At 45.7% G+C, this 16,089-nt stretch carries 31 protein-coding genes; all 31 read right to left on the bottom strand.

The features are described from left to right. Position 1: 1 nt before the first annotated feature. The gene (cutA, locus tag IC571_RS00445; RefSeq protein ID WP_251373430.1) at positions 2-358 is read right to left on the bottom strand and encodes a divalent-cation tolerance protein CutA; all 357 of its coding nucleotides are present in this window, start codon (positions 356-358) and stop codon (positions 2-4) included. Between the two features lie 68 nt (positions 359-426). Further along, a complete protein-coding gene (gene rplQ, locus IC571_RS00440) occupies positions 427-822 on the bottom strand; it encodes a 50S ribosomal protein L17 (RefSeq protein ID WP_215316695.1) in 396 nt (131 codons plus the stop codon). A gap of 16 nt (positions 823-838) precedes the next feature. Further along, positions 839-1,819 (bottom strand): DNA-directed RNA polymerase subunit alpha, encoded by a 981-nt coding sequence (gene rpoA, locus IC571_RS00435; RefSeq protein ID WP_173954864.1) that lies wholly within the window; start codon positions 1,817-1,819, stop codon positions 839-841. 23 nt (positions 1,820-1,842) lie between these two features. Further along, positions 1,843-2,466: a 30S ribosomal protein S4 gene (gene rpsD, locus IC571_RS00430; RefSeq protein ID WP_215316693.1), complete on the bottom strand. Its 624-nt coding sequence runs from the start codon at positions 2,464-2,466 to the stop codon at positions 1,843-1,845. A gap of 118 nt (positions 2,467-2,584) precedes the next feature. Beyond that, the gene (gene rpsK / locus IC571_RS00425; RefSeq protein ID WP_215316691.1) at positions 2,585-2,992 is read right to left on the bottom strand and encodes a 30S ribosomal protein S11; all 408 of its coding nucleotides are present in this window, start codon (positions 2,990-2,992) and stop codon (positions 2,585-2,587) included. Between the two features lie 18 nt (positions 2,993-3,010). Continuing rightward, on the bottom strand, positions 3,011-3,376 hold the full coding sequence (gene rpsM, locus IC571_RS00420; protein WP_215316689.1) for a 30S ribosomal protein S13: 366 nt from the start codon (positions 3,374-3,376) through the stop codon (positions 3,011-3,013). A 24-nt stretch (positions 3,377-3,400) separates the two neighbouring features. After that, positions 3,401-3,517 (bottom strand): 50S ribosomal protein L36, encoded by a 117-nt coding sequence (gene rpmJ, locus IC571_RS00415; RefSeq protein ID WP_012357167.1) that lies wholly within the window; start codon positions 3,515-3,517, stop codon positions 3,401-3,403. A gap of 34 nt (positions 3,518-3,551) precedes the next feature. Beyond that, complete coding sequence (infA, locus tag IC571_RS00410) at positions 3,552-3,770, bottom strand: translation initiation factor IF-1 (protein ID WP_068320132.1); 219 nt, start codon at positions 3,768-3,770, stop codon at positions 3,552-3,554. 4 nt (positions 3,771-3,774) lie between these two features. Then, positions 3,775-5,112, bottom strand: a complete 1,338-nt coding sequence (gene secY, locus IC571_RS00405) for a preprotein translocase subunit SecY (RefSeq protein WP_215316687.1) — start codon at positions 5,110-5,112, stop codon at positions 3,775-3,777. 18 nt (positions 5,113-5,130) lie between these two features. Then, positions 5,131-5,571 (bottom strand): 50S ribosomal protein L15, encoded by a 441-nt coding sequence (rplO, locus tag IC571_RS00400; RefSeq protein WP_173954859.1) that lies wholly within the window; start codon positions 5,569-5,571, stop codon positions 5,131-5,133. A 27-nt stretch (positions 5,572-5,598) separates the two neighbouring features. After that, entirely contained in the window at positions 5,599-5,787 is a 189-nt protein-coding gene (gene rpmD, locus IC571_RS00395) for a 50S ribosomal protein L30 (RefSeq protein ID WP_068947704.1), read from the bottom strand. 23 nt (positions 5,788-5,810) lie between these two features. Beyond that, a complete protein-coding gene (gene rpsE, locus IC571_RS00390) occupies positions 5,811-6,329 on the bottom strand; it encodes a 30S ribosomal protein S5 (RefSeq protein ID WP_215316686.1) in 519 nt (172 codons plus the stop codon). An 18-nt stretch (positions 6,330-6,347) separates the two neighbouring features. Continuing rightward, a complete protein-coding gene (gene rplR / locus IC571_RS00385; RefSeq protein WP_215316684.1) occupies positions 6,348-6,701 on the bottom strand; it encodes a 50S ribosomal protein L18 in 354 nt (117 codons plus the stop codon). 13 nt (positions 6,702-6,714) lie between these two features. Further along, positions 6,715-7,248, bottom strand: coding sequence for a 50S ribosomal protein L6 (gene rplF / locus IC571_RS00380; protein WP_215316682.1), 534 nt, complete (start codon positions 7,246-7,248; stop codon positions 6,715-6,717). A gap of 10 nt (positions 7,249-7,258) precedes the next feature. Continuing rightward, complete coding sequence (rpsH, locus tag IC571_RS00375) at positions 7,259-7,654, bottom strand: 30S ribosomal protein S8 (protein WP_215316680.1); 396 nt, start codon at positions 7,652-7,654, stop codon at positions 7,259-7,261. 24 nt (positions 7,655-7,678) lie between these two features. Further along, positions 7,679-7,984, bottom strand: coding sequence for a 30S ribosomal protein S14 (rpsN, locus tag IC571_RS00370; RefSeq protein ID WP_173954856.1), 306 nt, complete (start codon positions 7,982-7,984; stop codon positions 7,679-7,681). Between the two features lie 9 nt (positions 7,985-7,993). Next, complete coding sequence (rplE, locus tag IC571_RS00365) at positions 7,994-8,536, bottom strand: 50S ribosomal protein L5 (RefSeq protein WP_215316678.1); 543 nt, start codon at positions 8,534-8,536, stop codon at positions 7,994-7,996. A 16-nt stretch (positions 8,537-8,552) separates the two neighbouring features. After that, positions 8,553-8,861 (bottom strand): 50S ribosomal protein L24, encoded by a 309-nt coding sequence (rplX, locus tag IC571_RS00360; protein ID WP_215316677.1) that lies wholly within the window; start codon positions 8,859-8,861, stop codon positions 8,553-8,555. Positions 8,862-8,870: 9 nt separating this feature from the next. Beyond that, positions 8,871-9,239: a 50S ribosomal protein L14 gene (rplN, locus tag IC571_RS00355; protein WP_215316675.1), complete on the bottom strand. Its 369-nt coding sequence runs from the start codon at positions 9,237-9,239 to the stop codon at positions 8,871-8,873. 183 nt (positions 9,240-9,422) lie between these two features. Further along, on the bottom strand, positions 9,423-9,692 hold the full coding sequence (gene rpsQ, locus IC571_RS00350; protein ID WP_114639437.1) for a 30S ribosomal protein S17: 270 nt from the start codon (positions 9,690-9,692) through the stop codon (positions 9,423-9,425). 12 nt (positions 9,693-9,704) lie between these two features. After that, positions 9,705-9,899, bottom strand: a complete 195-nt coding sequence (gene rpmC, locus IC571_RS00345; RefSeq protein WP_068947697.1) for a 50S ribosomal protein L29 — start codon at positions 9,897-9,899, stop codon at positions 9,705-9,707. A gap of 14 nt (positions 9,900-9,913) precedes the next feature. Continuing rightward, positions 9,914-10,327 carry a 50S ribosomal protein L16 gene (gene rplP / locus IC571_RS00340; protein ID WP_011901907.1) on the bottom strand — a complete coding sequence of 138 codons (414 nt, stop codon included), beginning with the start codon at positions 10,325-10,327 and terminating at the stop codon, positions 9,914-9,916. A gap of 2 nt (positions 10,328-10,329) precedes the next feature. Beyond that, the gene (rpsC, locus tag IC571_RS00335; RefSeq protein WP_215316674.1) at positions 10,330-11,157 is read right to left on the bottom strand and encodes a 30S ribosomal protein S3; all 828 of its coding nucleotides are present in this window, start codon (positions 11,155-11,157) and stop codon (positions 10,330-10,332) included. An 8-nt stretch (positions 11,158-11,165) separates the two neighbouring features. Then, a complete protein-coding gene (rplV, locus tag IC571_RS00330; protein ID WP_215317762.1) occupies positions 11,166-11,498 on the bottom strand; it encodes a 50S ribosomal protein L22 in 333 nt (110 codons plus the stop codon). A 7-nt stretch (positions 11,499-11,505) separates the two neighbouring features. Next, a complete protein-coding gene (gene rpsS, locus IC571_RS00325) occupies positions 11,506-11,784 on the bottom strand; it encodes a 30S ribosomal protein S19 (RefSeq protein WP_011901904.1) in 279 nt (92 codons plus the stop codon). A 19-nt stretch (positions 11,785-11,803) separates the two neighbouring features. Further along, positions 11,804-12,634, bottom strand: coding sequence for a 50S ribosomal protein L2 (gene rplB, locus IC571_RS00320; RefSeq protein ID WP_068947694.1), 831 nt, complete (start codon positions 12,632-12,634; stop codon positions 11,804-11,806). Positions 12,635-12,636: 2 nt separating this feature from the next. Then, complete coding sequence (gene rplW, locus IC571_RS00315) at positions 12,637-12,951, bottom strand: 50S ribosomal protein L23 (RefSeq protein ID WP_068947693.1); 315 nt, start codon at positions 12,949-12,951, stop codon at positions 12,637-12,639. Continuing rightward, positions 12,948-13,568, bottom strand: coding sequence for a 50S ribosomal protein L4 (rplD, locus tag IC571_RS00310; RefSeq protein ID WP_114639433.1), 621 nt, complete (start codon positions 13,566-13,568; stop codon positions 12,948-12,950). Before rplD ends, rplW begins: the two co-directional genes overlap by 4 nt. 11 nt (positions 13,569-13,579) lie before the next feature. Continuing rightward, positions 13,580-14,236 carry a 50S ribosomal protein L3 gene (gene rplC, locus IC571_RS00305; RefSeq protein ID WP_173956647.1) on the bottom strand — a complete coding sequence of 219 codons (657 nt, stop codon included), beginning with the start codon at positions 14,234-14,236 and terminating at the stop codon, positions 13,580-13,582. A gap of 198 nt (positions 14,237-14,434) precedes the next feature. Next, a complete protein-coding gene (rpsJ, locus tag IC571_RS00300) occupies positions 14,435-14,746 on the bottom strand; it encodes a 30S ribosomal protein S10 (RefSeq protein WP_011901899.1) in 312 nt (103 codons plus the stop codon). Positions 14,747-14,868: 122 nt separating this feature from the next. Then, complete coding sequence (gene tuf, locus IC571_RS00295; RefSeq protein ID WP_215316659.1) at positions 14,869-16,059, bottom strand: elongation factor Tu; 1,191 nt, start codon at positions 16,057-16,059, stop codon at positions 14,869-14,871. Positions 16,060-16,089: the final 30 nt, after the last annotated feature.

Below are 16,089 nucleotides of genomic sequence, written 5' to 3'. Positions count from 1 at the left end.
ACTATGAATTTACCTCTGAATTCACCCATTCTCCATATTGCTCAGAGTATTGCTCTGGAGTAAATGCCAAAATCTCCGGCAAATCATAAGGATGATTTTTCTGAATAAAACTGGAGATGGCTGTCCATTGATTCACAGTTGTTTTGGCAGATAGCAATACCTCTGATTCCTCGCAAATCTTACCTTCCCAACGATAAATTGATTGGATGCCATTGCTAAGCTGAATACAAGCGGCAAGTTTTTGCTCGACAAGAGATCGTGCAAGGCTTTGAGCCGCCTCCACATCAGGAAGGCTGGTAACCACCACCAATAGCTGATTAGGCTTAGCTTGGACCATTTCGGGAAGATTTTGGGGCATACCGTAGTTATAAACTGATCAATGAAAAAAGCCAGACCGAGGCCTGGCTTTTTTATTTGCTGCGAGACTTAAGCCTCTTCAGCTACAGTTGCTGTTTCTTCAACTTCTGGGCGATCTACCAACTCAACCAATGCCATTGGAGCATTGTCGCCGTGGCGGAAACCAAACTTCAAAATACGAAGGTAACCACCTGGACGGGTTGCGTAGCGTGGGCCAAGTTCTGTGAAGAGCTTAGTCACGATGTCGCGATCGCGAGTGCGATTAAATGCCAAGCGACGGTTTGCCAAGTTATCTTTTTTACCCAAGGTAATCAAAGGCTCAACAACCATGCGCAATTCTTTTGCTTTTGGCAAAGTGGTTTTAATCACTTCATGCTCCAAAAGAGAATTGGACATATTGCGTAGCATCGCCAAGCGATGTGAAGATGTTCTGTTTAGTTTGCGTAAGCCGTTTCCGTGACGCATGATGCTTCCTTTCTAATTATTTCTCGAGGTTAGCTGGAGGCCAGCTTTCGAGTTTCATGCCGAGACTTAAGCCACGAGCAGCCAATACGTCTTTGATTTCATTCAAGGACTTACGGCCCAAATTAGGCGTCTTCAACAATTCATTCTCTGTACGTTGGATCAAATCACCGATGTAGTAAATGTTCTCAGCCTTCAAGCAGTTTGCAGAGCGAACTGTGAGCTCAAGATCATCCACTGGGCGCATCAACATTGGATCAACCATTGAAGAGCGGCTTGGTGCGAGATCACCAGAAACTTCGCTGCTCTCAAGAGCTGCGAATACAACCAATTGGTCAACCAAGATGCTAGCAGCTTGACGAATTGCCTCTTCAGGAGACAACACACCATTAGTTTCGATAGTCATTACGAGACGATCGAGGTCGGTACGTTGCTCAACACGAGCAGATTCAACAGCATAGCTAACACGGCTAACTGGGCTAAATGAAGCATCTAAAACGATGCGGCCAATGATCTTAGAAGTTTCGTCGTTGTACTGACGAACGTTACCAGGAACGTAACCACGACCTTTTTCAACCTTGATCTGCATATCCAACTTACCACCAGCTGATAAGTGCGCGATCACATGATCAGGATTAATAATTTCCACATCGTGTGGCAAATCAATATCTTTAGCAGTAACGACGCCCGGGCCTTCTTTACGCAAATTGATAGTGACTTCGTCACGTGATTGCAACTTAAAGACGATGCCTTTGAGGTTGAGCAAGAGGTTTACAACGTCTTCTTGCACGCCATCCAAAGTGGAATATTCATGTACTACACCTGCAATAGCTACTTCAGTTGGAGCATAACCAACCATCGAGGACAAAAGTACGCGACGTAATGCATTACCGAGTGTGTGGCCATAGCCACGCTCGAACGGCTCCATAACAACCTTAGCTTGGTTGGCGGTAAGCGCTTCAACAGAAATAATTTTTGGCTTGAGCAAATTTGTTTGCATATTTTTTCCTTGAGAGTGCCTAATTAACGTGAATACAATTCGACGATCAAACTTTCATTAATTTCACCGCTGATATCTTCGCGGTCAGGCACTTGCTTAAATGTTCCCTCCAGCTTGGCTGCATCAACTGAAACCCAGGTAATTGCAGACATTTGCTGAACCAAATTGAGTGATTCTGTAATACGCGCTTGCTTCTTCGCTTTTTCACGAATAGAAACAACATCACCAGGTTTAACCTGAATTGATGGAATATTCACTGCGCTACCATTCAACATAATGGCGCCGTGAGAAACCAATTGACGTGCTTCTGCGCGTGTTGAACCAAAGCCCATGCGATAGACCACGTTATCGAGACGTGACTCTAACAACTGAAGCAATGTTTCACCAGTATTGCCCTTACGACGCTCAGCTTCTGCGAAGTAACGACGGAATTGACGCTCTAATACGCCATAGATACGCTTAACCTTTTGCTTTTCACGCAACTGATTACCGTAATCCGATGTTCTTGAGCCAGATGTACGACCATGTTGACCAGGCTTAGTATCTAACTTGCACTTGTCTGACAGGGCGCGACGTGCGCTCTTTAAAAATAAGTCGGTACCTTCCCGACGTGCTAATTTGGCCTTAGGGCCTAAGTAACGTGCCACGATGTTTTCCTTTCTTTGCCGCAGTCTTACGACCGGCGGTGAGTTCGCCCTTTAAATCAGGCGAACAGTGGGCTTTAATAAAAAACTACTAAAACTTTTGTACTGCCAACTTCCTAGCTTAGATACGACGACGCTTAGGAGGACGGCAACCGTTGTGTGGAACTGGAGTTACGTCTTGAATCTCAGTGATCTTGATGCCCAATGAGTTCAATGCGCGAACCGCTGATTCACGACCAGGACCTGGGCCCTTGATCTGAACTTCTAAGTTCTTGATGCCGCATTCAATCGCTACTTTGCCAGCTACTTCTGCAGCTACCTGAGCAGCAAAAGGTGTTGACTTACGTGAGCCTTTGAAGCCCTGGCCGCCAGAAGTTGCCCATGAAAGCGCATTTCCTTGACGATCAGTGATCGTAATGATGGTGTTATTAAAAGAAGCGTGAACGTGTGCAATACCGTCAGCAACGTTCTTTTTAACTTTCTTACGAGCGCGCTGTGAAGCAGCTGCAGCGGATTTTTGTTGTGCCATGTCAATAAACTTTCTTGATTATTTCTTCAGTGCGATGCCGGACTTACGTGGACCCTTACGAGTACGCGCATTGGTCTTGGTACGTTGACCACGTACAGGCAAGCCCTTACGATGACGAACGCCACGGTAGCAACCCAAGTCCATCAAACGCTTGATGCTCATAGTTACTTCACGACGAAGATCACCCTCGGTGATGAACTTACCTACTTCATCACGCAACTTTTCTAAGTCAGCGTCAGTAAGATCTTTAACTTTTTTGTCAATTGCAACACCTGTGGTTTTGCAAATCTGACGTGCACGGGTTGTGCCAATGCCAAAAATTGCTGTTAAACCGATAACAGTATGTTGATGATTTGGGATATTTACCCCAGCGATACGTGCCATGAGATTTCCTCTTAATTAACCAGATCAGCCTTGACGCTGCTTATGACGTGCGTCTGAAGAACAGATCACGCGCACAACGCGTTTGCGCTTAATGATCTTGCAATTTCTGCAAATACACTTAACGGATGCTAAAACTTTCATAACTCACCTCTTAAAAATAGGTACTACTTAATCTTTACTTCGCACGGAAAATGATTCTGGCGCGCGTCAGGTCGTAAGGAGTCATCTCCACCGTCACCTTATCTCCAGGCAGAATACGGATATAGTGCATCCGCATCTTTCCAGAAATGTGCCCTAAAACCACATGTCCGTTTTCTAGCTTTACGCGAAACATCGCGTTCGGCAAATTCTCTACAACTTCTCCCGCCATCTGAATTACATCGTCTTTAGACATTCAGTTAAGCGCCCATCTTAAAGTTGGCTTTTTTCATCAAAGAGCCATATTGCTGCTGCATGACAAATGACTGAACTTGAGCCATGAAATCCATTGCAACAACCACAATAATCAACAATGAAGTACCGCCGAAATAGAACGGCACGTTGTACTTCAACACCAAGAATTCTGGCAACAAGCAAACCAGAACCATATAGATTGCACCGGCCAAAGTCAGGCGCACCAAAATCTTATCGATGTAACGCGCTGTTTGATCGCCAGGACGAATACCAGGAACAAAAGCGCCGCTCTTCTTCAAATTCTCAGCAGTTTCACGGCTGTTAAATACCAAAGCGGTATAGAAGAAACAGAAGAAAATGATCGCTGCGGCATACAAAATGGTGTACACGGGCTGACCTGGAGCCAATGTTGCAGCCAAGTCCTTAATGATTCTGCTAAACATATTGGTTGGCTCGCCTGATGTAAACCAGCCAGCAATCGTCGCAGGGAACAAAATAATGGAGGAAGCAAAAATTGGGGGAATAACGCCTGCCATATTCAACTTCAATGGGAAGTATGAAGATTGACCGCCATAAATCTTGTTACCAACTTGACGCTTAGCGTAGTTCACCAAAATACGGCGCTGACCACGCTCTACAAACACCACAAAATACGTTACTGCTACAACGATCACTACGATCAAAAGAGCAGAAATAATATTCATTGAACCAGTACGAACGAGCTCTAACAAGCTAGCTAATGCATTTGGCAAGCCAGACACAATACCGCCGAAAATAATGATGGAGATACCGTTACCTAGACCACGCTCAGTAATCTGCTCACCAAGCCACATCAAGAACATCGTGCCAGTAACTAAAGTAACCACAGTATTCAATTCAAACATCAAGCCTGGGTTAATCACTAAACCTGGTTGCGCCTGCAATGCAACAGAAATTCCCAATGCCTGAAATGTTGCCAAGAATACGGTGCCATAACGGGTGTACTGAGTAATCTTGCGCTGACCGGCTTGACCTTCTTTTTTCAATGCTTCCAATGATGGGAGCACGATGGTCATTAACTGCATGATGATCGACGCAGAAATGTAAGGCATGATTCCCAAAGCAAACACGGTGAAGCGAGACAAGGCGCCGCCAGAGAATAGGTTGAACATTCCCAAGATACCGTCCTTTTGACCAGCAAATAACTGTGCCAATTGGTCTGGATCAATACCAGGAACCGGAATATGTGCACCCAAACGATAGACGAGCAAAGCCAACACCAGGAAAACCAAGCGACGACGTAAATCGCCGAACTTGCCTCCTGCTGCAGCAGCGCTTGCGCTATTGGTAGGTGCTAATGCCATATTTACCGATAAGACCTATTAAGCCAACTCAACTAATTTGCCGCCAGCTGCTTCAATCGCTGCTTTTGCGCCAGCAGTAGCTGTGATGCCCTTGAGGGTTACAGCGATCTTGAGTTCACCAGTTTTAATGACTTTTACCGCATTGATTTGCTCACCAGCAAAGCCGTGTGCTTTCAAAACCAAGAGGTCGACTTCAGGCAAATTGATTTTTGCTAAGTCGTTTAATGTAATTTGACCAACGTGACGACGTGTCAAAGATACGAAGCCGCGTTTTGGCAAACGACGATACATAGGCATCTGACCGCCTTCGAATCCAACTTTATGGAAACCACCAGAACGGGATTTTTGACCTTTGTGACCACGGCCAGCAGTTTTACCAAGACCAGAGCCAATGCCGCGACCTACGCGACGACGTGCTTTCTTAGAGCCTTCTGCAGGTTTGAGTGTATTGAGTTGCATATTCTTCGCCTATTTACTAGCTAGTTATTAGCCAATGACTTTCACTAGATAAGAAACTTTATTAATCATGCCGCGAACAGCTGGAGTGTCTTCTAATTCAGAAACTGAATTGATGCGACCCAGACCTAAACCACGAACAGTTGCACGGTGGCTTTCGCGTGTACCGATCAAGCTGCGTACTAATTGCAGTTTGACTTTGGAGTTTGATTTTGTCATTTGTAGATTCCTAATATTGGGTCTTAGCCGAGAATCTCTTCAACTGACTTACCGCGCTTAGCAGCAATCTCAGCAGGAGTACTCATCTTGCTTAAACCATCAATCGTTGCGCGAACCATGTTGTAAGGGTTAGTAGAGCCGAGTGACTTAGCCACAACGTTTGTTACGCCCATTACATCAAAAATAGCGCGCATTGGGCCACCAGCAATAACGCCAGTACCGTCTTTTGCTGGAGAGATCAAAACGCGTGAAGCGCCATGTTGACCAATCACTGAATGCTGCAAAGTGCCTTTACGCAAGGAAACTTTGATCATCTTGCGACGTGCTTCGTCCATTGCTTTTTGAACAGCAACTGGAACTTCTTTTGACTTACCTTTACCCATGCCGATGCGGCCATCGCCATCGCCAACTACAGTCAGTGCAGCGAAGCCGAGAATACGACCACCCTTAACCACTTTAGTTACACGATTAACAGCGATCATCTTCTCGCGAAGACCATCATCACGCTCTTCGTTTTGCATCTTAGTTTGCATTTTTGCCATGTTTTTTCCTAAACCCTATTAGAACTTCAGGCCGGCTTCACGCGCAGCTTCAGCTAAGGCCTTAATACGGCCGTGGTAACGATGACCGGAACGATCAAAAGCAACATCAACAACACCTGCTTTAACAGCACGCTCAGCAACTAACTTGCCAATTTGTGCAGCCGCATCAGCATTGCCGCCATTTTTGATCGCTTGGCGCAAATCTTTTTCCATTGTTGAAGCAGCTGCTACAACTTTGGTTCCGCATGGGCTGTATACCTGTGCAGAAATATGTGAATTGCTACGGATAACTGTTAAGCGATTTGCTTGAGCTTCAGCAATGCGAATACGAGTCTGCCGAGCACGTCTTTGTCTGGATTCGTCTTTATTCATTTTCTAATCTCGCTTACTTCTTCTTAGTTTCTTTCAGATGCACAACCTCATCCACGTAGCGAACGCCCTTACCTTTGTATGGCTCTGGTGAACGGTATGCGCGAACTTCTGCTGCGACCTGGCCAACTTGCTGCTTGTTGGAGCCTTTAATAATGATTTCGGTTTGCGATGGAGTTTCCGCTTTTACACCCTTTGGTAGGCTGTAAATAATGTCGTGTGAGAAACCCAGTTGCAACTTCAATGTTTCGCCTTGGGCTTGAGCACGGTAACCAACGCCAACCAAGCTGAGCTTGCGCTCAAAGCCAGTTGTCACGCCAACAACCATGTTGTTAACCAAAGCACGTGCTGTACCTGAATGAGCACCAGCTTCTGGTGAATCATTATTCAAAACAACTGTCAGTACGCCATCTTCTTGTTTCAAACCAACAGAAGGATGCAAGTTATGTGTCAATGTACCCAATGGGCCTTTAACAGTGACGTTTGCACCGTTGATGCTGATTTCAGCGCCCTTCGGCACTGTAATTGGTGATTTACCTACGCGGGACATATTTCTCTCCTTAGGCTACGTAGCAAATAACTTCGCCGCCCACGCCTGTTGCACGTGCTTTACGGTCTGTCATTACGCCTTGAGGGGTTGAAATAATTGCAATGCCCAAGCCATTCATTACCTCTGGAATGTCATGACGGCCTTTATAGATACGTAGACTTGGTGTTGATACACGGTCAATACGCTCGATAACAGGACGGCCTGCATAGTATTTGAGATCAATGTGGAGCACTGGCTTAGCCGCTTCACCTTTGATTTCAAAACTCTCGATATAGCCTTCATCTTGCAAAACTTTTGCGATGGCTACTTTAACTTTTGACGACGGCATTGTGACCAAAAGCTTCTGCACTGCTTGCGCATTGCGGATCCGGGTCAACATGTCGGCGATTGGATCGCTGATACTCATGAGTTCTCCTAATTCTTTCGCCGCTTACCAGCTGGCCTTGGTTAAACCGGGGATTTCGCCACGGAAGGCGATTTCACGAATCTTGCCGCGAGCCAAACCGAATTTACGGAATGTGCCACGTGGACGACCGGTTAATGAACAACGATTTCTTTGACGAATCGGGCTTGCATTACGTGGGAGCGCCTGGAGCTTCAAACGAGCTTCGTAGCGCTCTTCATCACTGCGTGATTGATCAGCAATGATTGCCTTGAGTTCTGCACGCTTAGCAGCGTACTTCTCTACAGTTTTTGCGCGCTTATTTTCGCGCTCAATTAGGGATAGTTTTGCCACGTTAGCCTCTTAATTGCGGAAAGGGAATTTGAATGCTGCCAACAAAGCTTTTGCTTCTTCGTCGGTTTTAGCAGTCGTCGTAATACTGATATTGAGACCACGGAGGGCATCAATTTTGTCGTATTCGATTTCAGGGAAAATGATCTGTTCTTTAACGCCGATGTTGTAGTTACCACGGCCATCAAACGCTTTACCAGAAATACCGCGGAAGTCGCGTACGCGTGGCAAAGCAACAGTTACAAAACGATCTAAAAATTCATACATGCGTTGACCACGCAATGTCACCATGGCACCAATTGGGTAGCCTTGACGAATTTTGAAACCTGCAATCGCTTTTTTAGCTTTGGTTACAACAGGCTTTTGGCCCGCAACCTTAGTTAAATCGCCAACTGCATTTTCGATAATTTTCTTATCATTCACAGCCTCGCCCAAGCCCATGTTGAGGGTTACCTTGGTGATGCGTGGAACTTCCATTACAGACTTGTAACCAAATTTGGCGATCAAATCTGCAACAACTTTAGCTTGATAGTGCTCTTGAAAACGTGTGCTCATAATTTCTCTCCGCCCCTTATGCGCTCAATGTTGCGCCAGTGGTCTTGAGGAAACGCTGTTTTTTACCATCAACGAGTTTGATACCAACACGTGATGGTTTGCCGTTACCGTCAACCAAAGCCACATTAGAAATGTGAACAGGCATAGTCTTGTCAATCAAGCCACCGGTAACACCAGCTGCTGGATTGGGTTTAACACTCTTCTTGTAAATATTTACGCCTTCGATAACTAATTTGTCATCGAGAACAGCCGTTACAGTTCCTTGCTTGCCTTTATCGCGGCCAGTCAATAGAACGACGGAATCACCTTTACGAATCTTATTCATGTCAGCCTCTTAAATTACTTCGGGGGCAAGAGAAACGATCTTCATGAACTTCTCAGTACGCAATTCGCGTGTGACAGGTCCAAAGATACGTGTGCCAATTGGCTCTAACTTAGCGTTGAGCAATACCGCAGCGTTTTCATCGAACTTAATCAATGAACCGTCTGGACGGCGAACACCCTTAGCTGTTCTTACAACAACAGCGTTATAAATATCACCTTTTTTTACACGGCCGCGTGGAGCAGCGGACTTCACAGTGACTTTGATGACATCACCAATACTGGCGTAACGACGCTTAGAGCCGCCCAATACCTTGATGCACAACACTTCACTGGCGCCTGTGTTATCGGCAACCTGCAATCTACTTTCGGTTTGTATCATTTCTAATCCCCAACTTATTAGCCAAAGGCAAACAGTCTTGGTTCCGTCTATGGGCTTTAACGACAGCTAAAACCCGGAATTAATGAAAAACACTGCTTCTCCAATAAAACCAGAGAAGCCTTCTATTCTACTACGAAAAACAAGGTTTTGGGAAGAAACTTCTCCAAAACCCTATAAAAAGCCTTAAATACCCTTTGAAGCCTGGACCAAACGGGTCACAACCCAAGATTTAGTGCGTGAAATTGGCTTAGATTCAGCAATTTCAACGGTATCACCCATCTTGTATGTGCCTGCTTCGTCATGAGCATGGTACTTTTTGGACTGGCCAACGTACTTACCAATCACTGGATGCTTCACTTGACGCTCAACCAACACGGTCACAGTTTTTTGCATTTTGTCGCTAACAACGCGGCCCACGAGGGTACGGCGCAAGGGTTTAGATAATTCTGTCATATCCCTTTTTCCTTATTTCTGAGCAGTCTTTTGGGCAATAAACGTCTTCACGCGAGCAATATCACGCTTCGTTTTACCCAATTGGCTGGTATTTGTAAGTTGCTGAGTACCCTTTTGCATACGGAGCTTAAAGTTGGTCTTTAAGAGCTCTGTCAATTCTGCGTTTAAGGCAGTCAGATCTTTCGCTGCTAATTCTTTATTTTTCATAATCTCTATCCCGATCAACCTAAGTGGCGAATCACGAAAGTAGTCTGCAAAGGCAATTTAGCTGCGGCAAGCTTGAAAGCCTCACGCGCCAATTGCTCATCCACACCATCCATCTCGTAAAGCACTTTGCCTGGTTGAATTTCAGCTACGTAGTACTCTGGATTACCTTTACCGTTACCCATACGTACTTCAGCAGGTTTTTGTGAAATTGGCTTATCTGGGAAAATACGAATCCAAATACGGCCACCACGTTTAATGTGACGGGTCATTGCGCGACGTGCTGACTCGATTTGACGAGCAGTCAAACGTCCACGACCAACGGCCTTCAATCCAAAGTCACCAAAGGCTACGGAACTACCGCGTGTTGCCACGCCAGTGTTACGGCCTTTTTGTTCCTTACGATACTTGCGACGCTTTGGTTGTAGCATGCTTACTCTCCTGACTTCTGCGCATCAGCGGCAGGTGTTTCAACCTTACGCACGCGCTTTACTGCTGGCTTAGCAGCAACTAATGGCTTGTCAGCACCAGCAGCTGGTTTACGAGCAGCTGTTTTGCTTGGAGCACGACGAGTTTTCTTTTCTTCTGCAGCAGGTTCAGCAGCTGGAGCAGCTACTTGAGCTTCTGCACCACGACCCAATGTGTCGCCTTTGTAAACCCAAACTTTTACACCGATGATGCCATATGTAGTTTCAGCTTCTGATGTTGCGTAATCAATATCAGCCTTCAATGTATGAAGTGGAACGCGACCTTCACGGTACCATTCGCGGCGCGCGATCTCTGCACCATTCAAACGGCCAGATGACATGATCTTGATGCCTTGTGCACCAAGACGCATTGCACTTTGCATTGCACGCTTCATTGCACGACGGAACATAATGCGCTTCTCTAACTGTTGAGTAATAGAGTCAGCGATTAATTGTGCGTCTACTTCTGGCTTACGAATTTCTTCAATGTTCACGTGAACTGGAACACCCATGCGCTTTTGTAATTCGCGACGGAGAACTTCAATGTCTTCGCCTTTTTTGCCGATTACAACGCCTGGACGTGAGCTATAGATAGTGATGCGTGCGTTCTTTGCAGGACGCTCAATCACAACCTTGCTAACAGATGCATTCTTTAACTTCTTCTTCAAATAGCTACGGACATCTACGTCCTCTTTCAGCATCTTTGCAAAGTCAGTATTGTTTGCATACCAACGTGATGTCCAATTCTTCGTTACCGCGAGTCGGAATCCGGTAGGGTTAATCTTTTGGCCCATATTTTTCCTTAGTTACTCAAGGTCACGCTAATGTGACAAGTTTGTTTTTCAATTTGATTGCCACGACCCTTAGCGCGTGCAGTGAAGCGCTTCAAGGATGTTGCTTTATCAACGATTACAGCTGATACCTTGAGCTCATCAATATCGGCGCCTTTATTGTGTTCAGCATTTGCAATCGCTGACTCAACTACTTTTTTCACAATGAAGGCAGCTTTTTTGGGGCTGAAGTTCAAAATGTTTAATGCGCGAGCAATCGGCAAACCACGAATTTGGTCAGCAACCAAACGTGTCTTTTGCGCAGAAATGCGGGCACCCTTGTGAATAGCTTTAACTTCCATCATCATCCCCTTACTTCTTCGTTACTTTCTTGTCAGCAGCGTGACCTTTGAAAGTACGGGTCAAGGCGAATTCGCCTAACTTATGACCCACCATGTTTTCTGATACATAAACCGGAACGTGTTGACGACCGTTATGAACAGCAATTGTCAGACCAATAAAGTCTGGAAGAATTGTTGAACGGCGTGACCAAGTTTTGATCGGTTTTTTGTCCTTGTTGGCTTGTGCAACTTCAACTTTTTTTACTAAGCTGGCGTCGCAGAATGGGCCTTTTTTAGCTGAACGTGTCATATCTATTTATCCTTATCGCTTAACGTTTTTGACGACGTTGAACGATCATCGAAGTTGTACGCTTATTGCGACGTGTGCGATAACCTTTGGTTGGAGTGCCCCATGGAGATACAGGTACACGGCCTTCGCCAGTTCTACCTTCACCACCACCGTGTGGGTGATCTACTGGGTTCATTGCCACACCGCGAACGGTTGGGCGAATACCACGCCAGCGATTTGCACCTGCTTTACCAATTTGACGCAAGCTGTGTTCTTCGTTACCAACTTCACCAATAGTGGCGCGGCACTCAATCAGAACACGGCGAACTTCACCAGAGCGCAAACGCACTTGAGCGTATACACCCTCACGAGCTAGTAATACTGCTGAACCACCTGCAGAACGTGCAACTTGCGCACCTTTGCCTGGCAGAATTTCTACGCAGTGGATTGTGCTACCAACTGGAATGTTACGAATTGGCAAATTGTTACCAGACTTGATTGGCGCTTCAGAGCCATTCATGATTGCCTGACCAACAGTCATACCTTTAGCAGCTGGAATGTAGCGACGCTCACCATCCGCAAACACGATCAATGCAATATTTGCACTGCGGTTTGGATCGTATTCCAAGCGCTCTACTTTTGCTGGAATACCATCTTTGTCGTTGCGTTTGAAGTCAACAACACGGTAGTGATGCTTATGACCACCACCCTTATGACGAGTAGTGATGTGACCGTTGTTATTACGACCTGCTTTTTGAAACTGTGGCTCTAACAATGGTGCAAAAGGCTTGCCTTTATGGAGGTCAGGATTGACCACCTTGACCATTGAGCGACGACCTGGTGAGGTCGGTTTTGTTTTCATCAAAGGCATGATTAATTCGCCTCCGCTTCAAAGTTAATTTCTTGACCTGGCTTCAAATTCACATAGGCCTTCTTAGTGTGGTCACGACGACCTTCAAAACGGCCATAGCGCTTAGGCTTACCCTTTTGATTTACGATTTGAACTGAGTCAACTTGCACTTTAAAGAGCAATTCAACTGCTTGCTTCACATCGCTCTTGTTTGCGTCGCGAGCTACTTGGAAAACTACTTGTTCGTTTTTCTCTGCAACCATAGTGGCTTTCTCAGAGATAACAGGACCAAGCAGAACCTTCATCAGGTTGTGATCGTTTTTACGGACTTGGCTCATTTCAGCAACTCCTCAATTTTTGCGATCGCTGCTTTGCTTACCAATACTTTTTTGTATTGAACCAAAGCTAATGGATCAGCGTGCTGTGGCTCAACCACGGCAACTTTATGCAAGTTACGTGATGCCAAGTACAAATTCTCGCTAACTTGATCAACGATGATCAAAACTGAATCCAAGCCCATTGCTTTAACTTTCTCAGCTAAAACTTTAGTCTTTGGAGCGTCAAGATTAAATTGATCAACTACATTCAAACGACCTTCGCGAGCTAACTGAGACAAAATGGATCTCATACCAGCGCGGTACATTTTCTTGTTTACTTTTTGGCTGAAATTCTCTTCTGGAGAATTCGGGAATATACGACCACCTCCACGCCACAGCGGGGATGAGCTCATACCAGCACGTGCACGACCAGTACCTTTTTGACGCCAAGGCTTCTTGGTTGTGTGCTTAACTTGCTCACGGTCTTTTTGTGCACGGTTACCGCTACGTGCATTTGCTTGGTACGCCACTACAACTTGGTGTACCAATGCTTCGTTATATTCACGCTCGAATACTTCTGGTGAAGCTTGTACGCCTGCACCTAAAGTACCGTTGTCCTGGAGAAGCTTAAGTTCCATATTCGCTCTCCTTATTTCTTCTTCAACGGTGTTTTAACCGCTGGAGTAACAATAACTTTACCGCCTGGGGCACCTGGAATAGCGCCTTTAACCATGATGAGATTGCGTTCTGCATCAATGCGTGCGATAACTAAATTTTGTACGGTACGTGTAACGTCACCAAGGTGGCCTGTCATGCGCTTACCTGGGAAAACACGACCTGGATCTTGCGCCATACCGATAGAGCCTGGTACGTTGTGTGATCTAGAGTTACCGTGAGATGCGCGACCAGAAGCGAAGTGATAACGCTTGATGGTACCTGCGTAACCTTTACCGATTGTTACGCCTTGCACATCCACTTTTTGACCAGCAGTAAATGCAGCGTCAGCAGGAATTACTTGTCCTGGTGTCATTTCTGCAATTTTTGCTGCATCTAATTGGAATTCGTTGAGCGCATTACCAGCCATCACACCTGCTTTTGCAAAGTGGCCAGCCATTGATTTGGTAACGCGAGTAGCTCTACGTGTGCCATGTGCTAACTGGATAGCATCATAGCCATCAGTTGCCTGGGTCTTGATTTGAGCGATTCTGTTGTCGCTCACGTCAATTACGGTGACAGGAATCGCTTCCCCTTCGTCCGTAAATAGACGGGTCATGCCGACCTTGCGGCCGATTAAGCCTAAGCTCATATTCATGCTCCACGCCGACTTCGATTGGTCGGCAAAATTAATTTAAGTGATTTACAAGTAAAAGTACTTCTAAATCAATAACTTACAACGTTTTTAATGCTAATAAAACCACAAAGTCTGCCAAATTTCACTTAGCATAGCCTTAGATTCTATCCCGAAAACCCAGTCTTGGCAAGTGCCTTGACTGGAAATAACAAATTATTGCAACTTAATTTCGACGTCCACACCTGCTGGGAGGTCTAATTTCATCAAAGCATCTACGGTTTTCTCTGTAGGATCGACAATATCCATCAAACGAAGATGGGTACGGATCTCTAACTGATCACGAGATGTCTTATTCACGTGTGGTGAACGCAAGATGTCAAAACGCTCAATACGGGTTGGCAAAGGTACTGGACCCTTAACAACTGCACCAGTACGCTTAGCTGTGTCAACAATTTCAGCTGCAGACTGGTCGATCAAACGGTAATCAAACGCTTTAAGACGAATACGAATTTTTTGGTTTTGCATATTAATTCCAAAGAGCGGTGTGGTGCTGCCACGTTATACATCTAAAGAGCACGGTGACATCAGCAGCACTGATGTCACCGGTTAGCAAACCGCTAAATATTGTTACTAGTAATACCTACTTCTTAAGCCAAAATCTTTGCAACCACGCCGGCGCCAACAGTACGGCCACCTTCACGGATCGCAAAACGCAAACCTTCTTCCATCGCGATTGGCGCGATGAGTTTGACGGTAATCGTGACGTTATCACCAGGCATCACCATCTCTTTGTCTTTTGGCAACTCGATTGAACCCGTTACGTCCGTTGTACGGAAGTAGAACTGTGGACGATAGTTGTTAAAGAATGGAGTATGACGACCACCTTCATCTTTACCCAAGATGTAAACCTCAGCGGTAAAGTGAGTGTGTGGAGTGATAGAACCAGGTTTTGCCAATACTTGGCCACGCTCAACTTCTTCACGTTTTGTACCGCGTAACAAGATACCGACGTTATCGCCTGCTTGACCTTGGTCGAGCAATTTGCGGAACATTTCAACACCAGTACAAGTGGTTTTGAGAGTTGGCTTGATACCAACGATTTCAATCTCTTCACCAACCTTAACGATACCGCGCTCAATACGACCTGTTACTACAGTACCGCGACCGGAGATTGAGAACACGTCTTCTACTGGCATCAAGAACGCACCGTCAACAGCACGCTCTGGAGTTGGGATGTAAGTGTCTAATGCTTCAGCCAATTTCATGATGGCTTCTTTACCCAATGGGCCTTCGTCGCCTTCTAATGCTAATTTTGCAGAACCACGGATGATTGGAGTGTCATCACCTGGGAAGTCATACTTAGACAGGAGTTCACGTACTTCCATTTCAACGAGCTCTAACAATTCAGCATCGTCAACCATGTCGCACTTGTTAAGGAACACAACGATGTAAGGAACGCCAACCTGACGTGCCAAGAGGATGTGCTCACGAGTTTGTGGCATTGGGCCGTCAGCTGCAGAGCAAACCAAGATTGCGCCGTCCATCTGCGCAGCACCAGTAATCATGTTTTTTACATAGTCAGCGTGTCCTGGGCAGTCAACGTGTGCATAGTGACGACCAGCAGTTTCGTACTCAACGTGTGCTGTGTTAATCGTAATACCACGTGCTTTTTCTTCTGGAGCCGCATCGATCTGATCGTATGCTTTAGCTTCGCCACCGAATGCCTTTGAGAGCACGGTTGCGATTGCTGCTGTCAAGGTAGTTTTACCGTGGTCAACGTGACCGATAGTGCCTACGTTTACGTGCGGTTTTGTCCGCTCGAACTTTTCTTTTGCCATTTTTGTCTGCCTTCTTAGCTAGTCAATATT

The organism is Polynucleobacter sp. MWH-UH2A (assembly GCF_018687195.1).
In the GTDB taxonomy this organism is placed as follows: Bacteria; Pseudomonadota; Gammaproteobacteria; order Burkholderiales; family Burkholderiaceae; genus Polynucleobacter.
Note: the sequence above shows the minus strand (reverse complement) of the source record. Positions and strands in the feature narration are given on the sequence as shown.

Excerpts from the sequence above, each read along its gene's own strand:
- rpsK (WP_215316691.1), bottom strand. The coding sequence starts at position 2,992 with ATGGCACAACAAAAATCCGCTGCAGCTGCTTCACAGCGCGCTCGTAAG.
- rpsQ (WP_114639437.1), bottom strand. The coding sequence starts at position 9,692 with ATGACAGAATTATCTAAACCCTTGCGCCGTACCCTCGTGGGCCGCGTT.
- rpsS (WP_011901904.1), bottom strand. The coding sequence starts at position 11,784 with ATGACACGTTCAGCTAAAAAAGGCCCATTCTGCGACGCCAGCTTAGTA.
- rpsJ (WP_011901899.1), bottom strand. The coding sequence starts at position 14,746 with ATGCAAAACCAAAAAATTCGTATTCGTCTTAAAGCGTTTGATTACCGT.
- rplN (WP_215316675.1), bottom strand. The coding sequence starts at position 9,239 with ATGATACAAACCGAAAGTAGATTGCAGGTTGCCGATAACACAGGCGCC.
- rpoA (WP_173954864.1), bottom strand. The coding sequence starts at position 1,819 with ATGCAAACAAATTTGCTCAAGCCAAAAATTATTTCTGTTGAAGCGCTT.
- secY (WP_215316687.1), bottom strand. The coding sequence starts at position 5,112 with ATGGCATTAGCACCTACCAATAGCGCAAGCGCTGCTGCAGCAGGAGGC.
- tuf (WP_215316659.1), bottom strand. The coding sequence starts at position 16,059 with ATGGCAAAAGAAAAGTTCGAGCGGACAAAACCGCACGTAAACGTAGGC.
- rplP (WP_011901907.1), bottom strand. The coding sequence starts at position 10,327 with ATGCTACAACCAAAGCGTCGCAAGTATCGTAAGGAACAAAAAGGCCGT.
- infA (WP_068320132.1), bottom strand. The coding sequence starts at position 3,770 with ATGTCTAAAGACGATGTAATTCAGATGGCGGGAGAAGTTGTAGAGAAT.
- rpmC (WP_068947697.1), bottom strand. The coding sequence starts at position 9,899 with ATGAAAAATAAAGAATTAGCAGCGAAAGATCTGACTGCCTTAAACGCA.
- rpsE (WP_215316686.1), bottom strand. The coding sequence starts at position 6,329 with ATGGCAAAAATGCAAACTAAGATGCAAAACGAAGAGCGTGATGATGGT.
- rplR (WP_215316684.1), bottom strand. The coding sequence starts at position 6,701 with ATGAATAAAGACGAATCCAGACAAAGACGTGCTCGGCAGACTCGTATT.
- rplW (WP_068947693.1), bottom strand. The coding sequence starts at position 12,951 with ATGAGCCAAGTCCGTAAAAACGATCACAACCTGATGAAGGTTCTGCTT.
- rplQ (WP_215316695.1), bottom strand. The coding sequence starts at position 822 with ATGCGTCACGGAAACGGCTTACGCAAACTAAACAGAACATCTTCACAT.
- rpsM (WP_215316689.1), bottom strand. The coding sequence starts at position 3,376 with ATGGCACGTATCGCTGGGGTAAATATCCCAAATCATCAACATACTGTT.
- rplV (WP_215317762.1), bottom strand. The coding sequence starts at position 11,498 with ATGATGGAAGTTAAAGCTATTCACAAGGGTGCCCGCATTTCTGCGCAA.
- cutA (WP_251373430.1), bottom strand. The coding sequence starts at position 358 with ATGCCCCAAAATCTTCCCGAAATGGTCCAAGCTAAGCCTAATCAGCTA.
- rplC (WP_173956647.1), bottom strand. The coding sequence starts at position 14,236 with ATGAGCTTAGGCTTAATCGGCCGCAAGGTCGGCATGACCCGTCTATTT.
- rplX (WP_215316677.1), bottom strand. The coding sequence starts at position 8,861 with ATGAATAAGATTCGTAAAGGTGATTCCGTCGTTCTATTGACTGGCCGC.
- rplF (WP_215316682.1), bottom strand. The coding sequence starts at position 7,248 with ATGTCCCGCGTAGGTAAATCACCAATTACAGTGCCGAAGGGCGCTGAA.
- rpsH (WP_215316680.1), bottom strand. The coding sequence starts at position 7,654 with ATGAGTATCAGCGATCCAATCGCCGACATGTTGACCCGGATCCGCAAT.
- rpsC (WP_215316674.1), bottom strand. The coding sequence starts at position 11,157 with ATGGGCCAAAAGATTAACCCTACCGGATTCCGACTCGCGGTAACGAAG.
- rpmD (WP_068947704.1), bottom strand. The coding sequence starts at position 5,787 with ATGACAAAATCAAACTCCAAAGTCAAACTGCAATTAGTACGCAGCTTG.
- rplE (WP_215316678.1), bottom strand. The coding sequence starts at position 8,536 with ATGAGCACACGTTTTCAAGAGCACTATCAAGCTAAAGTTGTTGCAGAT.
- rplB (WP_068947694.1), bottom strand. The coding sequence starts at position 12,634 with ATGCCTTTGATGAAAACAAAACCGACCTCACCAGGTCGTCGCTCAATG.
- rplO (WP_173954859.1), bottom strand. The coding sequence starts at position 5,571 with ATGCAACTCAATACACTCAAACCTGCAGAAGGCTCTAAGAAAGCACGT.
- rplD (WP_114639433.1), bottom strand. The coding sequence starts at position 13,568 with ATGGAACTTAAGCTTCTCCAGGACAACGGTACTTTAGGTGCAGGCGTA.
- rpmJ (WP_012357167.1), bottom strand. The coding sequence starts at position 3,517 with ATGAAAGTTTTAGCATCCGTTAAGTGTATTTGCAGAAATTGCAAGATC.